At 49.2% G+C, this 16,151-nt stretch carries 17 protein-coding genes; 6 read left to right on the top strand and 11 right to left on the bottom strand.

The features are described from left to right. Positions 1 to 42 precede the first annotated feature (42 nt). Both ABDB91_RS05215 and ABDB91_RS05210 read left to right on the top strand, forming a co-directional pair. Entirely contained in the window at positions 43 to 351 is a 309-nt protein-coding gene (locus tag ABDB91_RS05215; RefSeq protein ID WP_347490557.1) for an ACT domain-containing protein, read from the top strand. A gap of 19 nt (positions 352 to 370) precedes the next feature. Further along, the gene (locus tag ABDB91_RS05210) at positions 371 to 1,729 is read left to right on the top strand and encodes a PFL family protein (protein ID WP_347490556.1); all 1,359 of its coding nucleotides are present in this window, start codon (positions 371 to 373) and stop codon (positions 1,727 to 1,729) included. A gap of 140 nt (positions 1,730 to 1,869) precedes the next feature. On the opposite strand, the gene ABDB91_RS05205 is transcribed toward ABDB91_RS05210, so the two are convergent. From ABDB91_RS05205 to ABDB91_RS05195, 3 genes are all read right to left on the bottom strand, one after another. After that, complete coding sequence (locus tag ABDB91_RS05205) at positions 1,870 to 4,260, bottom strand: DNA internalization-related competence protein ComEC/Rec2 (RefSeq protein ID WP_347490555.1); 2,391 nt, start codon at positions 4,258 to 4,260, stop codon at positions 1,870 to 1,872. Between the two features lie 240 nt (positions 4,261 to 4,500). After that, on the bottom strand, positions 4,501 to 5,307 hold the full coding sequence (locus tag ABDB91_RS05200) for a DUF169 domain-containing protein (protein WP_347490554.1): 807 nt from the start codon (positions 5,305 to 5,307) through the stop codon (positions 4,501 to 4,503). Positions 5,308 to 5,623: 316 nt separating this feature from the next. Then, positions 5,624 to 6,289 carry a ComEA family DNA-binding protein gene (locus ABDB91_RS05195; RefSeq protein WP_347490553.1) on the bottom strand — a complete coding sequence of 222 codons (666 nt, stop codon included), beginning with the start codon at positions 6,287 to 6,289 and terminating at the stop codon, positions 5,624 to 5,626. Between the two features lie 343 nt (positions 6,290 to 6,632). Here ABDB91_RS05195 and ABDB91_RS05190 point away from each other — a divergent pair, with 343 nt between their 5' ends. Next, complete coding sequence (locus tag ABDB91_RS05190) at positions 6,633 to 7,511, top strand: CoA ester lyase (protein ID WP_347490552.1); 879 nt, start codon at positions 6,633 to 6,635, stop codon at positions 7,509 to 7,511. A gap of 190 nt (positions 7,512 to 7,701) precedes the next feature. Here ABDB91_RS05190 and ABDB91_RS05185 read toward each other — a convergent pair whose 3' ends face one another. Next, positions 7,702 to 7,914: a sulfurtransferase TusA family protein gene (locus ABDB91_RS05185; protein ID WP_347490551.1), complete on the bottom strand. Its 213-nt coding sequence runs from the start codon at positions 7,912 to 7,914 to the stop codon at positions 7,702 to 7,704. Then, a complete protein-coding gene (yedE, locus tag ABDB91_RS05180; RefSeq protein ID WP_347490550.1) occupies positions 7,898 to 8,980 on the bottom strand; it encodes a YedE family putative selenium transporter in 1,083 nt (360 codons plus the stop codon). Before yedE ends, ABDB91_RS05185 begins: the two co-directional genes overlap by 17 nt. 329 nt (positions 8,981 to 9,309) lie before the next feature. Here yedE and ABDB91_RS05175 point away from each other — a divergent pair, with 329 nt between their 5' ends. Together ABDB91_RS05175 and ABDB91_RS05170 are read left to right on the top strand one after the other, a co-directional pair. Beyond that, positions 9,310 to 10,587: a double-cubane-cluster-containing anaerobic reductase gene (locus ABDB91_RS05175; RefSeq protein ID WP_347490549.1), complete on the top strand. Its 1,278-nt coding sequence runs from the start codon at positions 9,310 to 9,312 to the stop codon at positions 10,585 to 10,587. Between the two features lie 64 nt (positions 10,588 to 10,651). After that, on the top strand, positions 10,652 to 11,425 hold the full coding sequence (locus ABDB91_RS05170; RefSeq protein WP_347490548.1) for an acyl-CoA dehydratase activase: 774 nt from the start codon (positions 10,652 to 10,654) through the stop codon (positions 11,423 to 11,425). Positions 11,426 to 11,446: 21 nt separating this feature from the next. Here the strand turns inward: ABDB91_RS05170 and ABDB91_RS05165 are convergent, their stop codons facing one another. Beyond that, positions 11,447 to 12,055, bottom strand: coding sequence for a YueI family protein (locus ABDB91_RS05165; RefSeq protein WP_347490547.1), 609 nt, complete (start codon positions 12,053 to 12,055; stop codon positions 11,447 to 11,449). A 94-nt stretch (positions 12,056 to 12,149) separates the two neighbouring features. Here ABDB91_RS05165 and ABDB91_RS05160 point away from each other — a divergent pair, with 94 nt between their 5' ends. Then, positions 12,150 to 12,620: an ATPase P gene (locus tag ABDB91_RS05160; RefSeq protein WP_347490546.1), complete on the top strand. Its 471-nt coding sequence runs from the start codon at positions 12,150 to 12,152 to the stop codon at positions 12,618 to 12,620. Between the two features lie 67 nt (positions 12,621 to 12,687). On the opposite strand, the gene crcB is transcribed toward ABDB91_RS05160, so the two are convergent. The 5 genes from crcB to ABDB91_RS05135 all read right to left on the bottom strand — a co-directional run bounded on the left by crcB (position 12,688) and on the right by ABDB91_RS05135 (position 16,123). After that, positions 12,688 to 13,056: a fluoride efflux transporter CrcB gene (gene crcB / locus ABDB91_RS05155; protein WP_347490545.1), complete on the bottom strand. Its 369-nt coding sequence runs from the start codon at positions 13,054 to 13,056 to the stop codon at positions 12,688 to 12,690. Beyond that, on the bottom strand, positions 13,053 to 13,472 hold the full coding sequence (locus tag ABDB91_RS05150) for a CrcB family protein (RefSeq protein WP_347490544.1): 420 nt from the start codon (positions 13,470 to 13,472) through the stop codon (positions 13,053 to 13,055). The genes crcB and ABDB91_RS05150 overlap by 4 nt, the downstream gene beginning before the upstream one ends. A gap of 207 nt (positions 13,473 to 13,679) precedes the next feature. Further along, positions 13,680 to 14,624, bottom strand: coding sequence for a sulfite exporter TauE/SafE family protein (locus ABDB91_RS05145; protein WP_347490543.1), 945 nt, complete (start codon positions 14,622 to 14,624; stop codon positions 13,680 to 13,682). Positions 14,625 to 14,706: 82 nt separating this feature from the next. Further along, positions 14,707 to 15,099, bottom strand: coding sequence for a hypothetical protein (locus ABDB91_RS05140; RefSeq protein WP_347490542.1), 393 nt, complete (start codon positions 15,097 to 15,099; stop codon positions 14,707 to 14,709). 304 nt (positions 15,100 to 15,403) lie between these two features. Then, positions 15,404 to 16,123, bottom strand: coding sequence for a Crp/Fnr family transcriptional regulator (locus tag ABDB91_RS05135; RefSeq protein ID WP_347490541.1), 720 nt, complete (start codon positions 16,121 to 16,123; stop codon positions 15,404 to 15,406). Between the last annotated feature and the right edge of the window lie 28 nt (positions 16,124 to 16,151).

Raw genomic sequence — 16,151 nt, 5'->3', positions numbered from 1 at the left:
TGCGACACTCCCCTTGGAATTTGATAAAACATGTAGGGAGAGATGTTGATGAAATACCTGAAAAATGATGAAAACCCGGGCAAACGAATTATTATTACCGTCATCGGCCCCGACCGGGTGGGTATCATTGCCGGAGTCACCGGCATACTGGCCGCGAACAGCTTTAACATACTTGATATCAGTCAAACCATTATGCAGGAGTTCTTAGTCATGGTACTGATTGTCGATAGCGAGAACAGCAGCCTGGATCTGGCCATGTTAAAGGACCGCCTGGCAGCAAAGGGAACCGAGCTGGGCGTGCGCATTGACGCCCAGCATGAAGACGCTTTTAAATTTATGCACAGGCTATAAATAGAGGAGGTCTTTTTAATTGCTCACGATACAGGAAATAATGGAAACTATTACCATGGTCCAGCAAGAACACCTGGACATCCGCACCATCACACTGGGTATCAGCCTGCGCGACTGTGCCGATAACAGCTCCCGGGCCTCCTGCCGGAAGATTTACGATAAAATCACCCGGCTGGCCGGCAATCTGGTACCGGCAGGAGAGGCTATCGCCCGGGAATACGGCATACCCATAGTGAACAAGCGCATATCGGTCACCCCTATTTCACTGGTGGCTGAAAGCAGCCGCACGGATGACTATCTTGCTTTCGCCGAAACCTTGGACCGGGCGGCGGCAGAGGTGGGAGTGAACTTTATCGGCGGTTTTTCGGCCCTGGTTCATAAGGGCATCACCGGCGGCGATAAAAAGCTGCTGGACTCCATTCCCGCCGCCTTGGATATTACCGAGCGAGTGTGTTCATCGGTCAATGTGGCCACCACCAAGGCGGGCATTAACATGGACGCGGTAGCCTTAATGGGCCGGGTGATTAAAGACGTAGCTTCGCGCACTGCCGACCGGGACGGACTGGGGTGCGCCAAGCTGGTGGTTTTCGCCAACGTTCCCGAGGATAACCCCTTCATGGCCGGGGCTTTTCACGGTATAGGCGAGCCCGAGTCGGTGATTAACGTGGGGGTAAGCGGCCCGGGGGTGGTCAAGCGGGCTGTGGAACGGGTCAAGGGCAGCGATTTCGGCACCCTTGCCGAAACTGTAAAAAAATCAGCCTTTAAAATCACCCGTATGGGCGAGCTGGTGGGACGCTCCGCCGCCGCGCGTCTGGGTGTACCCTTTGGCATTGTGGACATTTCCCTGGCCCCCACCCCGGCAATAGGCGACAGTGTGGCTGAAATACTGGAGGCCATGGGTCTGGAGCGCTGCGGCACTCACGGTACAACAGCGGCGCTGGCCTTATTAAATGATGCCGTTAAAAAGGGCGGGGCCATGGCCTCATCATATGTGGGCGGACTTTCGGGCGCTTTCATACCGGTAAGTGAAGACGCAGGCATGATCCGGGCGGTGGAAGAAGGAGCCCTATACCTGGACAAGCTGGAAGCCATGACCTGCGTATGCTCGGTGGGTCTGGACATGATTGCCGTGCCCGGCGATACACCCGCGGAAACCATTTCCGCCATTATCGCCGATGAAATGGCCATCGGCATGATCAACAAAAAAACCACCGCCGTGCGAATCATTCCGGCTCCGGGCAAGCAGGTGGGCGATCATGTGGAATTCGGCGGCCTTTTGGGCCGGGCGCCGGTAATGCCTGTGCATCGCTTCTCCGCCGCCGACTTTATAGGACGAGGGGGCCGCATACCGGCGCCGATACACAGTTTAAGCAATTAAAGCATCCGATATAAGATTAAGGTAGCTAAGCCTTAAGTTTGAAAAGTATAACATGGAACGCGGGATGTAAACCGGAAATAATCAGACAGTGCCGCCACCGGTTCATTTAATGGTAATGCTTACAATACCGGGAATTATTCTCATCTGGCTGTTTGCACCGATACATCCCGCCCATCGGTGGTGATAAGCACCGCACCGTCCCGGTCGTTGCGTAAAACATGAGCACCGGCACTGTCTAACGCATCCAGCGTATCCCGGGCCGGGTGACCAAAACGGTTGTTTTTGCCCACCTGAATAACGGCGTAGTCCGGCGCCACCGCGTCAAAAAATTCCGGTGCAAAAAAACGGCTGCCATGGTGCGGCACTTTGAGCACATCAGCTTGCAGCGGCGCACCGCTGTCCAGCAGTTTTTGCTGAGCTTCCTGCTCCGCATCTCCGGTTAACAAAAAAGATACCTGCCCGTAATCCAGGCGTATTACCAGAGAGGCATTGTTCAAATCCTCCGCCGCATTGGCGGGCATTTCCCCGGCGGGGGCCAGCACTGCGACTTCCACGGCCTCATCAATATGCAAAACTTGTCCGGCCCCCACCCGGCAGACTGGAATATCAAGGGGATCGATAATATCCAGCAATTCCTCATAGCCCGGAGCACCTGACAGCACCAGTGCGCCGACACGCAATTTTTCCGCCACAGGCGGCACTCCACCGGCGTGGTCACCATGGGCGTGGGTAACCACCAGCACATCCAGTTTATCCATGCCCAACCGGTGCAGATAGGGCACCACCACCGACTCCCCCACGCTTCTCCCCTCATTAAGGTCCCCCGATCGCCCGCCCGCATCCACCAACATAGTACGCCCGCCGGGAAAGCGCACCAGTATGCTGTCGCCCTGGCCCACATCGATGAAATACACCTGCATCCGCCCGCCGGCACCGCCCCAGGGCCAAAGAACAATCAGCACCAACAGAACAGCTACCCCCGCCGGAGCTAATCTTTTCCACCGGTTAGCCATGCGGAGCGAGGACAACGGCAAGGGTAAAACCGATAACAGAGATAAGCGCCCGCTAATTACTTCCACCAGGCCAACCAGTCCGGCATACCAAAGCGCCACCGCATACCAGGAGGGTGTGGCCACATAGGACGATCCCCCGGGCAGAAGACTGATTAAATGTGCAAGGCCAATAAAAAAATCTATTAATTCACCTGTGCCTATGTTTATAAGCATGGCGGCGGGTAAAAAAATAATGCCGATAAGCGAACCCAGAAAACCAAGCAGCATAATCAGGCCCACCAGGGGCACCAGTAATAAATTAGCCAGCAGAGCCACAGGAGTCACCAGATTAAAATAATAAACCTGCAGTGGCAATGTGGCCAACTGAGCAGCAATGGTTACCCCAAGGGGAATACCGAGCCAACGAGGTAATCCCCACCGCTTCAGTAAAAGTTTACCGATCGGATGCATCAGATATAATATCCCCCAGGTGGCGGCGAAGGATAGTTGAAAGCCTATTTCATACAACGCGGACGGTTCGAACAATAAGACAACCAGTGCCGCCAGGGCCAGGCTATTGGGCCAATCCCTCTCCCTGCCCAACTGCACGGCCAACAGCACCAGCATGGCCATGACAACGGCCCGCACCACTGCCGGACCCATGCCGGTCATCAGCGCATAAAACAAAAGCACCGCCAGCGCCAAAAAGGGCACAGCCCGGCGCGGCACTCTCAAAACCCCGGCCAGCAGCAGCACCCCGGCCAGCACATAACCTACATGCAGGCCGCTGACGCTAAGTACATGGAACACCCCGTTTTGGATAAAAATATCATTTACAAACCGGTCAATACCACCCTTGCCGCCGAACAGCATCCCGGCCAGCACCGCCGCCTGTCTTTCGTCCAGCGTACAGCTCGCCACTTGCAGTAATCTTTGTTTGCTCTGCAAAGCCAAACGTATAACAGCATTACCTCCGCCGCCAAGACGCTTGACCTCGTCCGGCCTATCCACCCTCATTAAGCTGTAAATACCCCGCCGCGCCAGATAGTCCCGGTAATTAAAAGCCCCGAAATTGCCGGGTTCCTCAGGTTGATACAGAAATCCCCGCACCCGCAAGCGGTCGCCATAACTGTAACCGGCAGAGCCCCCATACATCCTGACCAGCGTCAATCCCCCGGACGGCGCCCTTTTATCGCCAAGCCAAACCGACTCAACCGCTAATACATAGCCCGTATATTCCTCCCGCACATCGGGCTCCCGGGTCACCATACCTTCCAAGGCCACAAAATGCCCGGCAAAACGCTCCGCCCCATCCGGGCGCTGCATGCCGTCCACTCCGGCGGCAAACCAACCAAGCAAAACAAAGAGTAAAACTAAAACCAAGCGGTTATCGCTCCAGGTAAAGTAACAATTGGCCAGCGCAAATAAAATACAACCCAAGGCAAAAAATAATAACACCCCGGGCACGAATCCCCATAAAGCATTTAAAACAATGCCCGCTATAAAGCTTAATGCTATCGCCAGCAACGGCCGGTTCATGGCAACTTATCCTTTCCAAAAGAAAACACTTCCCCATCACCGCCTTACAAGTTCGGGGCAGGTAAACGAATTACATCGGTCTTGGCGACTAAACTACAGCGGCTATCTATCCGGTTAACTAAAATAATAACACCGATTACGGCAATAACAAATGTCATAGAATAAACTGTAGACAAACCCAAAAAAGAGGAACAACAATGTTGTTCCTCTTCAAAAATATTTGTGTTTGATTTTAAAATTTTACTCAGCGTCTTTGTAGCGAACCATCGGGCATTTTTTACAAACATCAAGGCCGGGCCATTCCTGACCGGGGGAGCCGACCATTGAAGCACCACCGTATTTAGCAGTACGGCGAACCAGTTGCTGAGCTACTGTGGCAATATCCTTGCCGGGGATAAATACGTTTAATTCACCCTTTTCGGTTTTGCCGGAAGTATAGCTACCGGCGCACATACAGGTCATATTGGGTTTTTCCGTATTGTAGCAATGTACCATACCACCGCATACCGCTGAGTTTACAGTATGGTTAAACTGCAAGGTGGGTACCTTTTTACCCCCTACATAGTCGTTTAAGATATGATAAGCCTGCAATACATTGGTGACCATGAATACTACGTCCGGATCAACAGGGGTCTTGGACAGGGGAGCTGTCATAAAACCTTTCAATGCACCCAGAGGCAGCTTTGGCTTAGCCATTAAGCAATCTTTGGCATGATCCCAATCCGCTGTATATTTAACATGCCCGTCAACTTCTTCATCGCTGGGAGCGCGTAAACCAAAACAAGTTTTGGCGTTACCGCACATTAAATTATCCCCGTTGGCCTTGATGATAAAATTATTCATCCGGGAAGCCAAAGCGATTTGACAGACAGTCATTTTAGGTCCGGGTAATTTCTCTACCTTGAAGTTGTTATACTCTTCTTCGTCCCAGAAAAATTTCACCGCTACCGGGTGATAATCAAGTTTATATAAATATTCCAGTGCATCCGCCATTTCGGTATAGCTCAGCTGATCCTTCTTGGCAAGCTCTTCAACATTTAAAAGCATTTGTTACAGACCCCTCCCGTTAATTAGTCGTAGTTATTTTTAAGATAACTAATTGTTATAATAAAGATAACAGATATACGACAAATTTCATGTCGGGATAACGACAGGCTGACTGTCTTTATAGCGACAAAATATTGTCTGTAATTTGACATCATTTTTGTCAGACACATGACAGATTTTAATATGCCACCACAGCAAAACCCCCTTTTCACCCGCGGTAAAGCGAGTTGGCAGGGGGCAGTGCAAATGGTACAAGTAAACTATATATGAGATCGCCGCTGAAATCACGGCAGGTTTGTCATGAAGAAGTGCCGTCTTAATTGACACAGATTTGGCTTTTGAGCTGTTCGAAACGTTTTTCGCCAATGCCGGAAACGTTTTGAATATCCTCAACAGTCATAAAAGGGCCGTTTTGAGTACGATAATCAATAATTCTTTGGGCCAGGGACGGTCCAATGCCAGGCAGTTCCTCCAGTTGAGTCATTGAGGCGGTATTTATGTTAATACCCCCGCCGGCAGCACCAATGGCAAGAGCAGGTGCGGAGGTTCCTTCAGCGGTCATTGCCCCCGGTACCGAACCCGGCAACTGCTGGCTGTTTATCTGCTCCAGGCTGTAGACAGTGATTTGCTTGCCATCTTCCAGTGCTGCGGCCAGGTTAAGATAATCGAGGGCGGAATTATCAGTTGGGCCGGCCATGTTAACGGCATCCACCACCCGGGATCCGGCGGGCAAGCGGTATACGCCAGGTTTTTGCACCGCCCCGGCCACATGAACAACAATTTGCCGCGTATCCCGCGCAGCATTTGGTTCAGCTGCGGAATCAGTCCCGGAATCATTATTTTCAGCCGCAGCGTTCACCGGAGTGTCCGCAATCAGAGGAGCCGCGGTTTGCATGCGGGCGTATTTGTTTCCCGCACCAAAAAGTATCACTGCCGCCAAAATCAACAGCACCAGCTGATGCCTCTTCTCCACCTGAAACATAAAAACACCCCGCCAAACTTAAAATTTATAGGGGAAATTCTACCCGCTCCGGTAAAAATCCTCTTATTAAAATCTTTTCGTATGTTTATATATGTTTATAAATGAAGAAACATATCGCAGCGTAAAAAGCGCATAACAATAGCACTGCCCCGGCGACATATTTACACCAATGCCCGGGCCATTACAGGAATAACCAGTCAAGTGGCGAAAAGATTATTAAATCAATAGTTTTTTAAGCATATCTCCATTTGCATAAATGATTTTAAGCACAATATCAGCGCGTGATTATTATTTGGACGACCGCTTTCGTCATCTAAAACTAAAAAGAAAGGTAGGAATTTGTATGGGTTTACTGAGATGCTTGTTATTCGTTCCCGGTACCGATCGCAAAAAAATTGACAAAGCATTTACTTTAAACACCGACGCAGTCATCATGGACCTGGAGGACGCAGTGGCCATGAGTGAAAAGAACACCGCCCGGCAAGTGGTCGGCAAGATTATCAAATCCCCGGCATTGCCGGTCACATACGTACGGGTTAATGCGGTGACATCACCCTATATTCTAGCCGATCTGCAGACTGCGGTACAGCCGGGACTGAGCGGTATCATGGTAGCCAAGACGGAAACAGCGGAGGAAGTACGTCAGGCGGACTGGCTGATTGGCCTGTTGGAGGCGGAACGGAACATTCCCGGCGGCACACTGGATCTGATACCCTTTATTGAAAGCGCCCGGGGCATTGAAAACGCAAGCGAAATAGCGGCTGCCTGTTCCAGAATAAAAAGATTGGCCTTTGGTGGCAACGATTACACGGCGGATACCTGGACCACCTACTCCGAGGAGGGCATCGAGCTTTTTTACGCCCGGGCCAAACTTATCGCCGCCTCCCGGATGGCCGGCATTGAGCCGCCGCTGGATACCGTTTGCCCCTTTATTAAAAATATCGAGACACTCCGAAAAGACGCCCGCCGCGCCAGAAAAATGGGCTTTCAGGGTAAACTGGTTATTCACCCGTCCCAAATCAGTCCGATTATGGAAACATTCAGTCCCACCCCGGAGGAAGTGGCAGCGGCGGAAAAAATTGTGGCCGCCTTTAATAATGCAGAGTCCCAAGGCACCGGAGTAATCCAACTGGACGGCAAAATGGTGGAATACCCCATCGTCGACCGTGCCCGGCAAATACTGACTGCCGCGCGAGAGATTAAAAAGAACACCGGGGAGTAAGCGGCATGCGCTTGTGGTTTACCCCCCAAACTTGAAGGGAGTATCGCAAAACTACTTTTTAGAATAGTAAGCAATGCTCCCTTTCCGATAATGACCTGGTATCTTTACAAAAAGCTGCTGCACTACGAACTATTAGCTCGTTGCGCAACAGCCTCTTCGCACTGCCTGTAAGGTTGGTCTGACCGCAACCCTATTTAGTCAAGGTCAACAATATATCTTCACCTTGATTTGATATTTCCACCTGCCACCCTTTATTTTCGGCCAAGCGGGATACATTTTCCCTTGACGCGGCGTTTGTGACCAGCACCTTGACAGTACCGTTACTCATGCTGTCCAAAGCTTGCTTGGTAAGCATTACAGGTTCCGGACACAACAATCCACGGGCATCAACTTCCCTTACCAACGCTCACACCTCCCGTTACCACCGCCGGGCGGTTAATAATTCCTATGGCAAACACAACCAGCATGCCCAAGACTACCGCTATCTGACCGGCCGGAGGAACTCCGTCCGCGCTGGCAGCCAGACCGAAGTTATGGGACACAGCCGCCCCGACCATAAATCCCATGATCGTAACGGCACAGTCGGTATTTCCTTCAGCGGCCGCCACCAGTTGCCGCAGCGGGCAACCACCTAAAAGCACCACGGCCCAACCCGCCAGTACCATCCCTAAAAAATTCCACAGGCCATCGGTATGGGCTACCGGCTGCCCGGCAAATCCGATATGGAAAGCTCCCACCGCCAGATTTCCCACCAGAGCTACTACAAATATAGCTATGAAACCATATAGCAGGTGGCCATCCCGTAAAATAATAAAATCCCTGATACCACCGACCATACAAAGCCTGGACCGCTGGGCCAGCACACCAACCGCCAAACCCGCCGCCAGCGCGATCCAAACAGGTGCATGCATATAGCCCGGACCTTGTTCGCTAAAAAACAAAAAGGCGGGTTTCATCAATAAAAGAATAAATAAGAGCACCATAAATACTGTAAATAAATAACCGTTACTTTTCTGTTGGGGAACAGCCCGGCCCAAAGTAAAACCGGCTTTTAAAAACCAAACCCCGATAGCCACGCCGACCACTAGCCCGATTAGCCCCACACCGGCGTTTAAGTCACCCCCGGCCAGGCGCAAAACCGCCCGCACGGGACAACCCAAGAACACCAGCATACCCATCATGGAAAAAAAACCCAAAGTAAACCGGGTAAAGGAACTGGAACCACCTACAGTCCTGAATTCTTTGGTGGCCTGGGCAGCAATAAAAGCACCTAATACCAGACCTATAATTTCAGGTCTTATGTACTGTACCGGCGCGGCCCTGTGCAAACCCAATCCGCCCGATATATCCCGCAGAAAACAGGCTATACAATAACCCATGTTGGCCGGATTGCCGGTGGACACCAATACCACCGCCAGCAGTCCCAGCACGCCTCCGGCGGCAATAACCAACAGCCGCTGCTTATTCAAAAAATACCTCCTCCTTTTAATGATTTAGAGAGAATCCGGAACCGAACTGGCGCCCATGTTAGATTTCAAACCCAACAACGGGTTTGTAGCCCCCCGGGGACCAACAAATTCCCATTCTCCACGGTAACATTTATTCGGCAATAGAAATAGATATCCTTTATACTTACTATTTAATTTATTTATATAAAAAGCAATACCCAAAAAATTCTTTATCATAAACAAATATTCATATCGCATAGCGCTTAATAAAAATGTTTTATTTGAGCAACATGGTTTGTTTATTTATAATTACTAATGTATGTACAATGTTAGAAAGGACGATTAATTAAATGAGTAATTATAATGAAATGTGGCGCTCGCTGGGACTGAATATGGCGGCCCATGACCAGTTGCTTCAAGTGTTGCCGCCCACCTATCACGATGTCTACCTAACACAGCCCAACCGGCCGCAAGGTATGGAATACTTTGATTTTGTGGTCAACGAAATACATGGTTTAAGAATACAGGAGTTACAGGAACATAAAAAAACCGGCGGCAAAGTATTCGGTGCCTTTTGTGTATTTGTGCCCGAGGAAATCGTGCGGGCCGCAGGCGGCATTTGTATCGGACTCTGTTCTGGGATAGACATAGGCGCGGCTAAAGCTGAAAAAGTGCTGCCGCGCAATATCTGCCCGCTGATTAAATCATTCATGGGTTTCAAGCTGGACAAAGTATGCCCTTACTTCGAATCCTGTGATGTAGTGGTGGGTGAAACTACCTGCGACGGTAAAAAGAAGGCCTTTGAAATACTAAATGACTATATTCCGGTGCATGTAATGGAAACACCGCATATGAAAAAACCACGTGACCGGGAACTGTGGCTGGAGGAAGTACGGGACTTCGCACAGCTGGTGCAAAAAACGACCGGCCATAACATATCGACAGGAGATCTGGCCAAAGCCATCAAAGAGGTAAACGGCAAGCGACGGGCCTTGCAGCGTCTGGCCGAACTGCGCAAGCAAGACCCGGCACTTATAAGCGGCAAGGACAGTCTGGTCATTGAACAAATTGCCATGTATGACGATATACCCAGGTTTACGGAAAAAGTCAATGAATTATGCGATGAGCTGGAAAGAAAAGTGCAGACAGGCACCGGGGCTTTCCCCCGCAAGACACCACGGGTGATTGTTACCGGCACACCAATGGCTATTCCCAACTGGAAAGTGCCCCATATCATTGAAACCAGCGGCGCGGTAATAGTAGCTGAGGAATTATGCACCGGTCTGCGCTACTTTGAAAAGGAAGTGGCCGAAGATGCACAAACAACGGACGGCCTGCTGGAAAATGTGGCGGCGAGATACCTTGGTATCAACTGCGCTGTTTTCACACCCAACACCGGGCGTATGGAAAGACTGCTCCAGCTGGCTAAAGACTATCAGACGGACGGGGTGATCCACTGTGCACTGTCTTTTTGCGACCCCTATGCCGTAGAGGCCAACCGGGTGGAAATAATGCTTAAACAACATAACATACCTCTGCTGAAAATTGAAACCGGCTATGACCAGGAGGATACCGGACAGCTCAAAACAAGAATAGAAGCGTTTATCGAGATGATTAGCAAAGCGTAAGATCAAATGAGCAGCGCTATTCACGATTTCAGCACTGCATGGAATACGGATTAATTGGAAAGCGGTGGTTAAACTGTACGCTGGTATAGATATCGGTTCCCGATCCATTGGCTTTGTGGTATTATCGAATGACCGGATAACCTTTTCCAAGCTTGAAGATACGGGCTTTGAACCGCTTACTGCAGCTAAAAAGCTGCTGACCGGCCATTATAACCGGGTAGTTGCCACGGGCTACGGCAGGCATGCCGCCCGCTCCGACTTTGCCGATCAGGTGGTCACGGAAATCAAAGCCCATGCTATTGGAGCAGGACATATTTTCCCCGGCGCACGTACCGTACTGGACATCGGTGGTCAGGATACCAAAGTTATACTGCTGAACAATAATGGTGCTGTGATTGATTTTCAAATGAATGACCGGTGTTCCGCCGGTACAGGCAAATTCTTGGAGGTTATGGCTGCAGCCCTCGGTTATGCAAATGTAGCCGAATTTGGCGAATCCGCACTGACAGGCGGCAGTGATATCAAAATCAGTAATATGTGCACCGTATTTGCCGAATCAGAGGCGGTATCGCTCATGCATCAAGGAACACCCAGGGCGGACATCGCTCTGGCACTGCACGCCTCAGTGGTGGAAAGAACCGCGGGCATGTTACAAAGATTGAGCTTTAGCACTCCACTGGTCTTTTCAGGCGGAGTAGCCAACAACCGCTGCATAGTAACCTTGCTGGCGAAAAAATTAGGCGTGCAAGTTCTGGTGCCCCCTCAGCCGCAATTGGTGGGAGCACTGGGCGCAGCCCTGGCCGCTCAAAAGCGTGAAAGCGATTCTTTTACTTCTTAGCGTGAAGCAAAAGAATCGCGCTTATGCTTTTTCATTTCCATGTCCGTCCTCACAAGCGGCGCAGTCTTCACCCCAGAAACGGTCTGTCAAAGTGAGTTTGCGATAATTAAGAGCTTCTTCCTGATCTGCCCGGACAATTTTTTTATAGCACTTTTCGCACACTTTTTTCCCGGCGGCATCCGCTAAAGCCGGCGGTATGCCTAACCGGCCAAGCCTTGCTTTTCTGTCCGGTACGTCAATATGCATAATATCCACAGCATCGTCAGCAACCACCACCAGCCCGGCATTTCCGACTAAAGCAGGGTCATGAACCACTGTATAGCTCTTACCCATTTGTCTGGCCAGTTGCCTGTATTTTTCCACCGTGCGATCATTGATATAGCCGCTGACAATTAATTTAGCGGCCCGCCGATCATTAAGTGCCTCCACTATTTCCGGGTAAATGCCCGGCTGGGCAACTTGTTCTTTGGTAAGCAATCGAAAAACCCGTTCCCTGAACTCGCCCAAATAATGCATCTTTTCACCGTGCTTGATTTCCGGGGCGCCATGAATAGCTGCCGACAGTGTCCTGTCAAGGATATCTTTGTTCACCCATGATTTGATTGCTTCGCTTTGCATGTCACTTGCCAATCTGATTCCTTCCTTCCAAAGCGTACACGTTGTTTTTAGCAAATGCGAATGTTAATATTGACTAAACATATTCTTCTCAGAAAGGGTGTTAATTATGATAAGCATTGACATTCCCGGACAAGAACAATTGCATATTAAACACATTGTCTTGGATTACAACGGCACATTGGCCAAAGACGGTATACCGCTGCCCGGCGTGAAGGAAAAATTAAATTTATTAAGTATACATATTAATGTGCACATATTGACGGCGGATACCTTTGGCAAATGCGCGGATGCATGCCGGGGAATAAACGCTGCGGTGCAAATCCTTAAACAACCGGTTGGCACTGAAGAAAAGGAAAAATTTGTGGCTGATTTGGGAGCGGAAAATGTGGCAGCGGTAGGTAACGGAGCCAACGACAGGCTGATGCTGGCCCGGGCTGCCCTGGGTATCGTGATACTGGGTCCGGAAGGAGCCGCGGTAAAAACGCTGCAGTGTGCAGATGTGGTGGTAAAGGATATTAATGACGGTCTGGAACTGCTCATGTATCCCCAAAGATTAACAGCAACGCTGCGGATTTAATCATGTTTCCAATTGCCGGCGCCGGCAAAAAAATAGCCTGCGCCGATACGCAGGGTCATAATAAGCATCAGAGACAATAAACAGCCAGCCAGGCTAAAAATAAGCCCATTGCCACGCTGGCCAGTACATAGGCAAAACCAAGCCACACTTTTCCCCGCTTGCCCAACATAAAACTCTCGTACATAAAGGTGGAATAAGTGGTAAATGAACCCATAAACCCCACACCAATGGCCACCCGGGCACTGCCGCCCATAAGCCGAACAGCGAAATAAGGGTAGGCAACCAACAAGCCCAAGGCAAAACTGCCCAGCATATTCACCACGAAGGTGCCCAGGGGAAAATCCCCACGCCATACTTTGGCAATCATTCTAACCACCAAATAGCGGCTCACAGCACCCAAAAACCCGCCGACCCCTACCGCTGCCACGTCAATCATTTATCCGCCCCCTCCGCGGTCAGCCCGGCCCATTTTTTAAACCCGGCAGTAGCCGCAATATATTGCCCGGCAGTGTAGCCGGCCCCTACAAACAGGTAACCGCCCGCCAGGGTCAGGACCATATAAATAAAGGCTAAAAGCGCGGAAGATCGAAAAAGAGTCACACCCTCTATACTTAGAGTGGAAAAAGTGGTCAACGAACCGATAAAACCGGTGGAAACAGCCAGCACTAAATATGATTGACTGCTATATTTATATAAAATCAAAGTTAAAAACAGGGCCAGCATAAAACAGCCCGACATATTAACGGCCAGTGTCCCCCAGGGGACTAAACCGCGGTCATTTAATATTATACTAATGCCATAACGCGCCAAAGCGCCCAGAATACCACCCAAACCTACCATAAACAGCCCCATATGCTATCCCCCTGCCACCGACAACACGTTCAATTTAGCCAAAGCACGGTTCAATCAGCGTATCATCCATATTATATATTGCAAGATAATTTAAGACAAGTTCAGTAAACCATGGATCAAATAAACACCCGGTCAATAATCCGCCGAAACGGCTTTTTGACCGGGTGCACCAATTTTTCTATATTAGTATTATTGCTATAGCTGTAATTAGATAATTTTAATACCAAAGGCAGCCAGAATATAACCTGTGCCGATGTAAGTTAAAATCACGGCCAGGAAGATTTTCAGGTATTGGCCTTTGATGTACTTGGAAAGAACGGGGCCAAGGTAGGAACCGATAACTACACCGATAACCTCAAAGCCCAGCATGGCAAAGTCCAGGCTGCTGCCCATACGTACATAGTTGGCGATACTTGTGGCCGAGGATACCAGGATGGAAAGCACCGACGTACCGGCTACGATAAACATGGGGAAACCAAGCATACTGCTTAAGTACGGAACCAGCAGGAAACCGCCGCCTACACCAAGGGCCGCCGATATAATTGATACAATAGCGCCCGCGATAAACGGCGACAGAGCGTTATATTTAAATGTTTCACCCGCAAATGTGAAAGTATTGCTGGTAAGACCCATTTCACTAAATTTTACACCGATGTCTTTAAGTTCATTCATTCTACCGGAGGCCTTAAGCTCTTTAACTTTATCTTCAAATGCTTTGTTGGCCTTTTTCACCGACTTTTGTTTTTCTTGTGCCGAAGGAAGCATTTCCATCCATATTTTTACCGCGATGAACAGGGTAATAGCACCGAAAAACGGCTTATAACTTTTCATGTCCGGTAAAAATGTATGAGAAAGATAAGAACCGAGAATTGCACCCAGAATACCACCGAGGCCCAGGGCAATAGCGGCCGGAACCACCAGACGGCGCTCCTTGAAGTACAGCGGGGAAGAAATAACCGGGCTGATCAGCGTCAATACCTGGTTCATCGGCTTAATAGCATTTGCATTTTTCATCCCGTAGATAGTAATGTGACCGACACCGGCCAGAATACCACCGGCGGCACCCACAGTAGAGAAAACATAACCTACAAATAAAGACCACAAAATAAGTATTATCGGACTTACAGAGACACCCGCAACTGAAAACTCCATACCTTCAACCTCCCAACTTTTTTTGTCTCAGACGCTACCGGCGATTACCCGCCGGTATGCTGTCCATGCACATCATGTGCATTCAGGCATTGGATAACTGCATTTTTTTGCTTCTAATCCTCTTGCGAACAATGTAATACATAATAACTGCCACCAGATATACCAATACGATGGAAATCTCACTGCCCAGCAAGGGCAAATTTACAGGCAGGCGAATAAACTTTATCTTAGAAGTAATAACAGCCAGTAATAATAAATGAGGCACTATGAAGCGCAAACTGTCAAAAAATATATAGGTTAAATACTTCATAAATAATTCATTTGACTCGGATTGCAAATTCTTGTAGATTTCACGATTATCTATCTCCAAGGCAAGCTTAGAAAGTTCCTGCAACTCCTTTATCCTATTTTGCAATCGCTCCTGCTCAGCTTCATTAGGGTGAAACCATTTATCCAACATTTTTTTGAGATTCATTTTACGCCACCTGCTTTCCACGTAAAGTTCAATCCGGTACAGCTATCGTTATTATTTGTCGCCCACCCCCTTATTTAAGCATAAAATAGAAAAGCAAATACTACCTAAAAGGCCAATAAAGCCAATTAAGCACAATCCTATGCCCAGACAACAACCATCAACTTTCATAATCTTTGTTATAAGGTTAGCAAATAATTGACAAATTATATGTCGGCGGCTTGACATCAGATAGGTCGCCTTTGCGACAAAAAAGTGTCATTTGCATGACACTTTTTTGTCGCAAATATTCTTTTTTCTTGTGATTTCAATCCCTGGCTGCCCTGGTTAATTTCAGACATTGCCTTTCCCGGCAATCATTACCTTGCGAGATATACCTGCTCAGCCGCTGCCAATCAGTTATTTTTATTATCCCCTCATCCATCTCTATGCAATGCTGCTCCCGCATAGCGCTCAATATGGAGGTCACCGTTTGCCTGGAGGCGCCAATCATGGCTGCCAGGTCCTCGTGGGTAAAACGCGGTTCTATTCTAACGCCGTCATCCACCTGTTGCCCACAGCCTTCGGCAATTTTCAACAAAAGCAGTGCCAACCGGCTGGATACCTGGTGAGTAACCATCTCATGCACGCCCGTTTCCGCATCCCGCATACGCATGGCCAGCAATTTAGCCACCTTTAAAGCAATGGTAGTTTCACTCTCAAGCAGCTCAATAAATGCTTCCCGGTAGACAGTGATCAGTTTGACATCCGTGATAGCTCCGGCATTACAGGTGCGCTCCACGCAGTGTAATGCCTCCGCCAACCCCATAAGCTCACCCTGCCTGCGTATCGAGCCTACCGTAACGTAACGCCCGTCACCATTTATCCGAAATATTTTTACCCAACCGCTTTCAATTAAGCACACCCGGTCTGCCGGGTCGCCCGTGCAAAAAATATTTTCTCCCCGGGTATAATGTCTGATTAAGCCAGCCTGCCGAATCATTTCTCTTTCATAATCTTCAAGCATAATTACGTTTCTAAAAATCATTACCTTTTTCCTCCGTTGGTAATAATAA

Source organism: Desulfoscipio sp. XC116 (assembly GCF_039851975.1).
Lineage (GTDB): Bacteria > Bacillota > Desulfotomaculia > Desulfotomaculales > Desulfallaceae > Sporotomaculum.
The sequence above is the reverse complement of the archived record's forward strand: the minus strand, read 5'-3'. Positions and strand labels throughout refer to the sequence as shown.

Coding starts and splice junctions, on each gene's coding strand:
- ABDB91_RS05195 (WP_347490553.1), bottom strand. CDS start 6,289: ATGTTTCAGGTGGAGAAGAGGCATCAGCTGGTGCTGTTGATTTTGGCG.
- ABDB91_RS05200 (WP_347490554.1), bottom strand. CDS start 5,307: ATGCTTTTAAATGTTGAAGAGCTTGCCAAGAAGGATCAGCTGAGCTAT.
- crcB (WP_347490545.1), bottom strand. CDS start 13,056: ATGATTGACGTGGCAGCGGTAGGGGTCGGCGGGTTTTTGGGTGCTGTG.
- ABDB91_RS05205 (WP_347490555.1), bottom strand. CDS start 4,260: ATGAACCGGCCGTTGCTGGCGATAGCATTAAGCTTTATAGCGGGCATT.
- ABDB91_RS05150 (WP_347490544.1), bottom strand. CDS start 13,472: ATGGGGCTGTTTATGGTAGGTTTGGGTGGTATTCTGGGCGCTTTGGCG.
- ABDB91_RS05160 (WP_347490546.1), top strand. CDS start 12,150: ATGATAAGCATTGACATTCCCGGACAAGAACAATTGCATATTAAACAC.
- ABDB91_RS05140 (WP_347490542.1), bottom strand. CDS start 15,099: ATGAATCTCAAAAAAATGTTGGATAAATGGTTTCACCCTAATGAAGCT.
- ABDB91_RS05175 (WP_347490549.1), top strand. CDS start 9,310: ATGAGTAATTATAATGAAATGTGGCGCTCGCTGGGACTGAATATGGCG.
- ABDB91_RS05145 (WP_347490543.1), bottom strand. CDS start 14,624: ATGGAGTTTTCAGTTGCGGGTGTCTCTGTAAGTCCGATAATACTTATT.
- ABDB91_RS05190 (WP_347490552.1), top strand. CDS start 6,633: ATGGGTTTACTGAGATGCTTGTTATTCGTTCCCGGTACCGATCGCAAA.
- ABDB91_RS05215 (WP_347490557.1), top strand. CDS start 43: ATGTTGATGAAATACCTGAAAAATGATGAAAACCCGGGCAAACGAATT.
- ABDB91_RS05135 (WP_347490541.1), bottom strand. CDS start 16,123: ATGATTTTTAGAAACGTAATTATGCTTGAAGATTATGAAAGAGAAATG.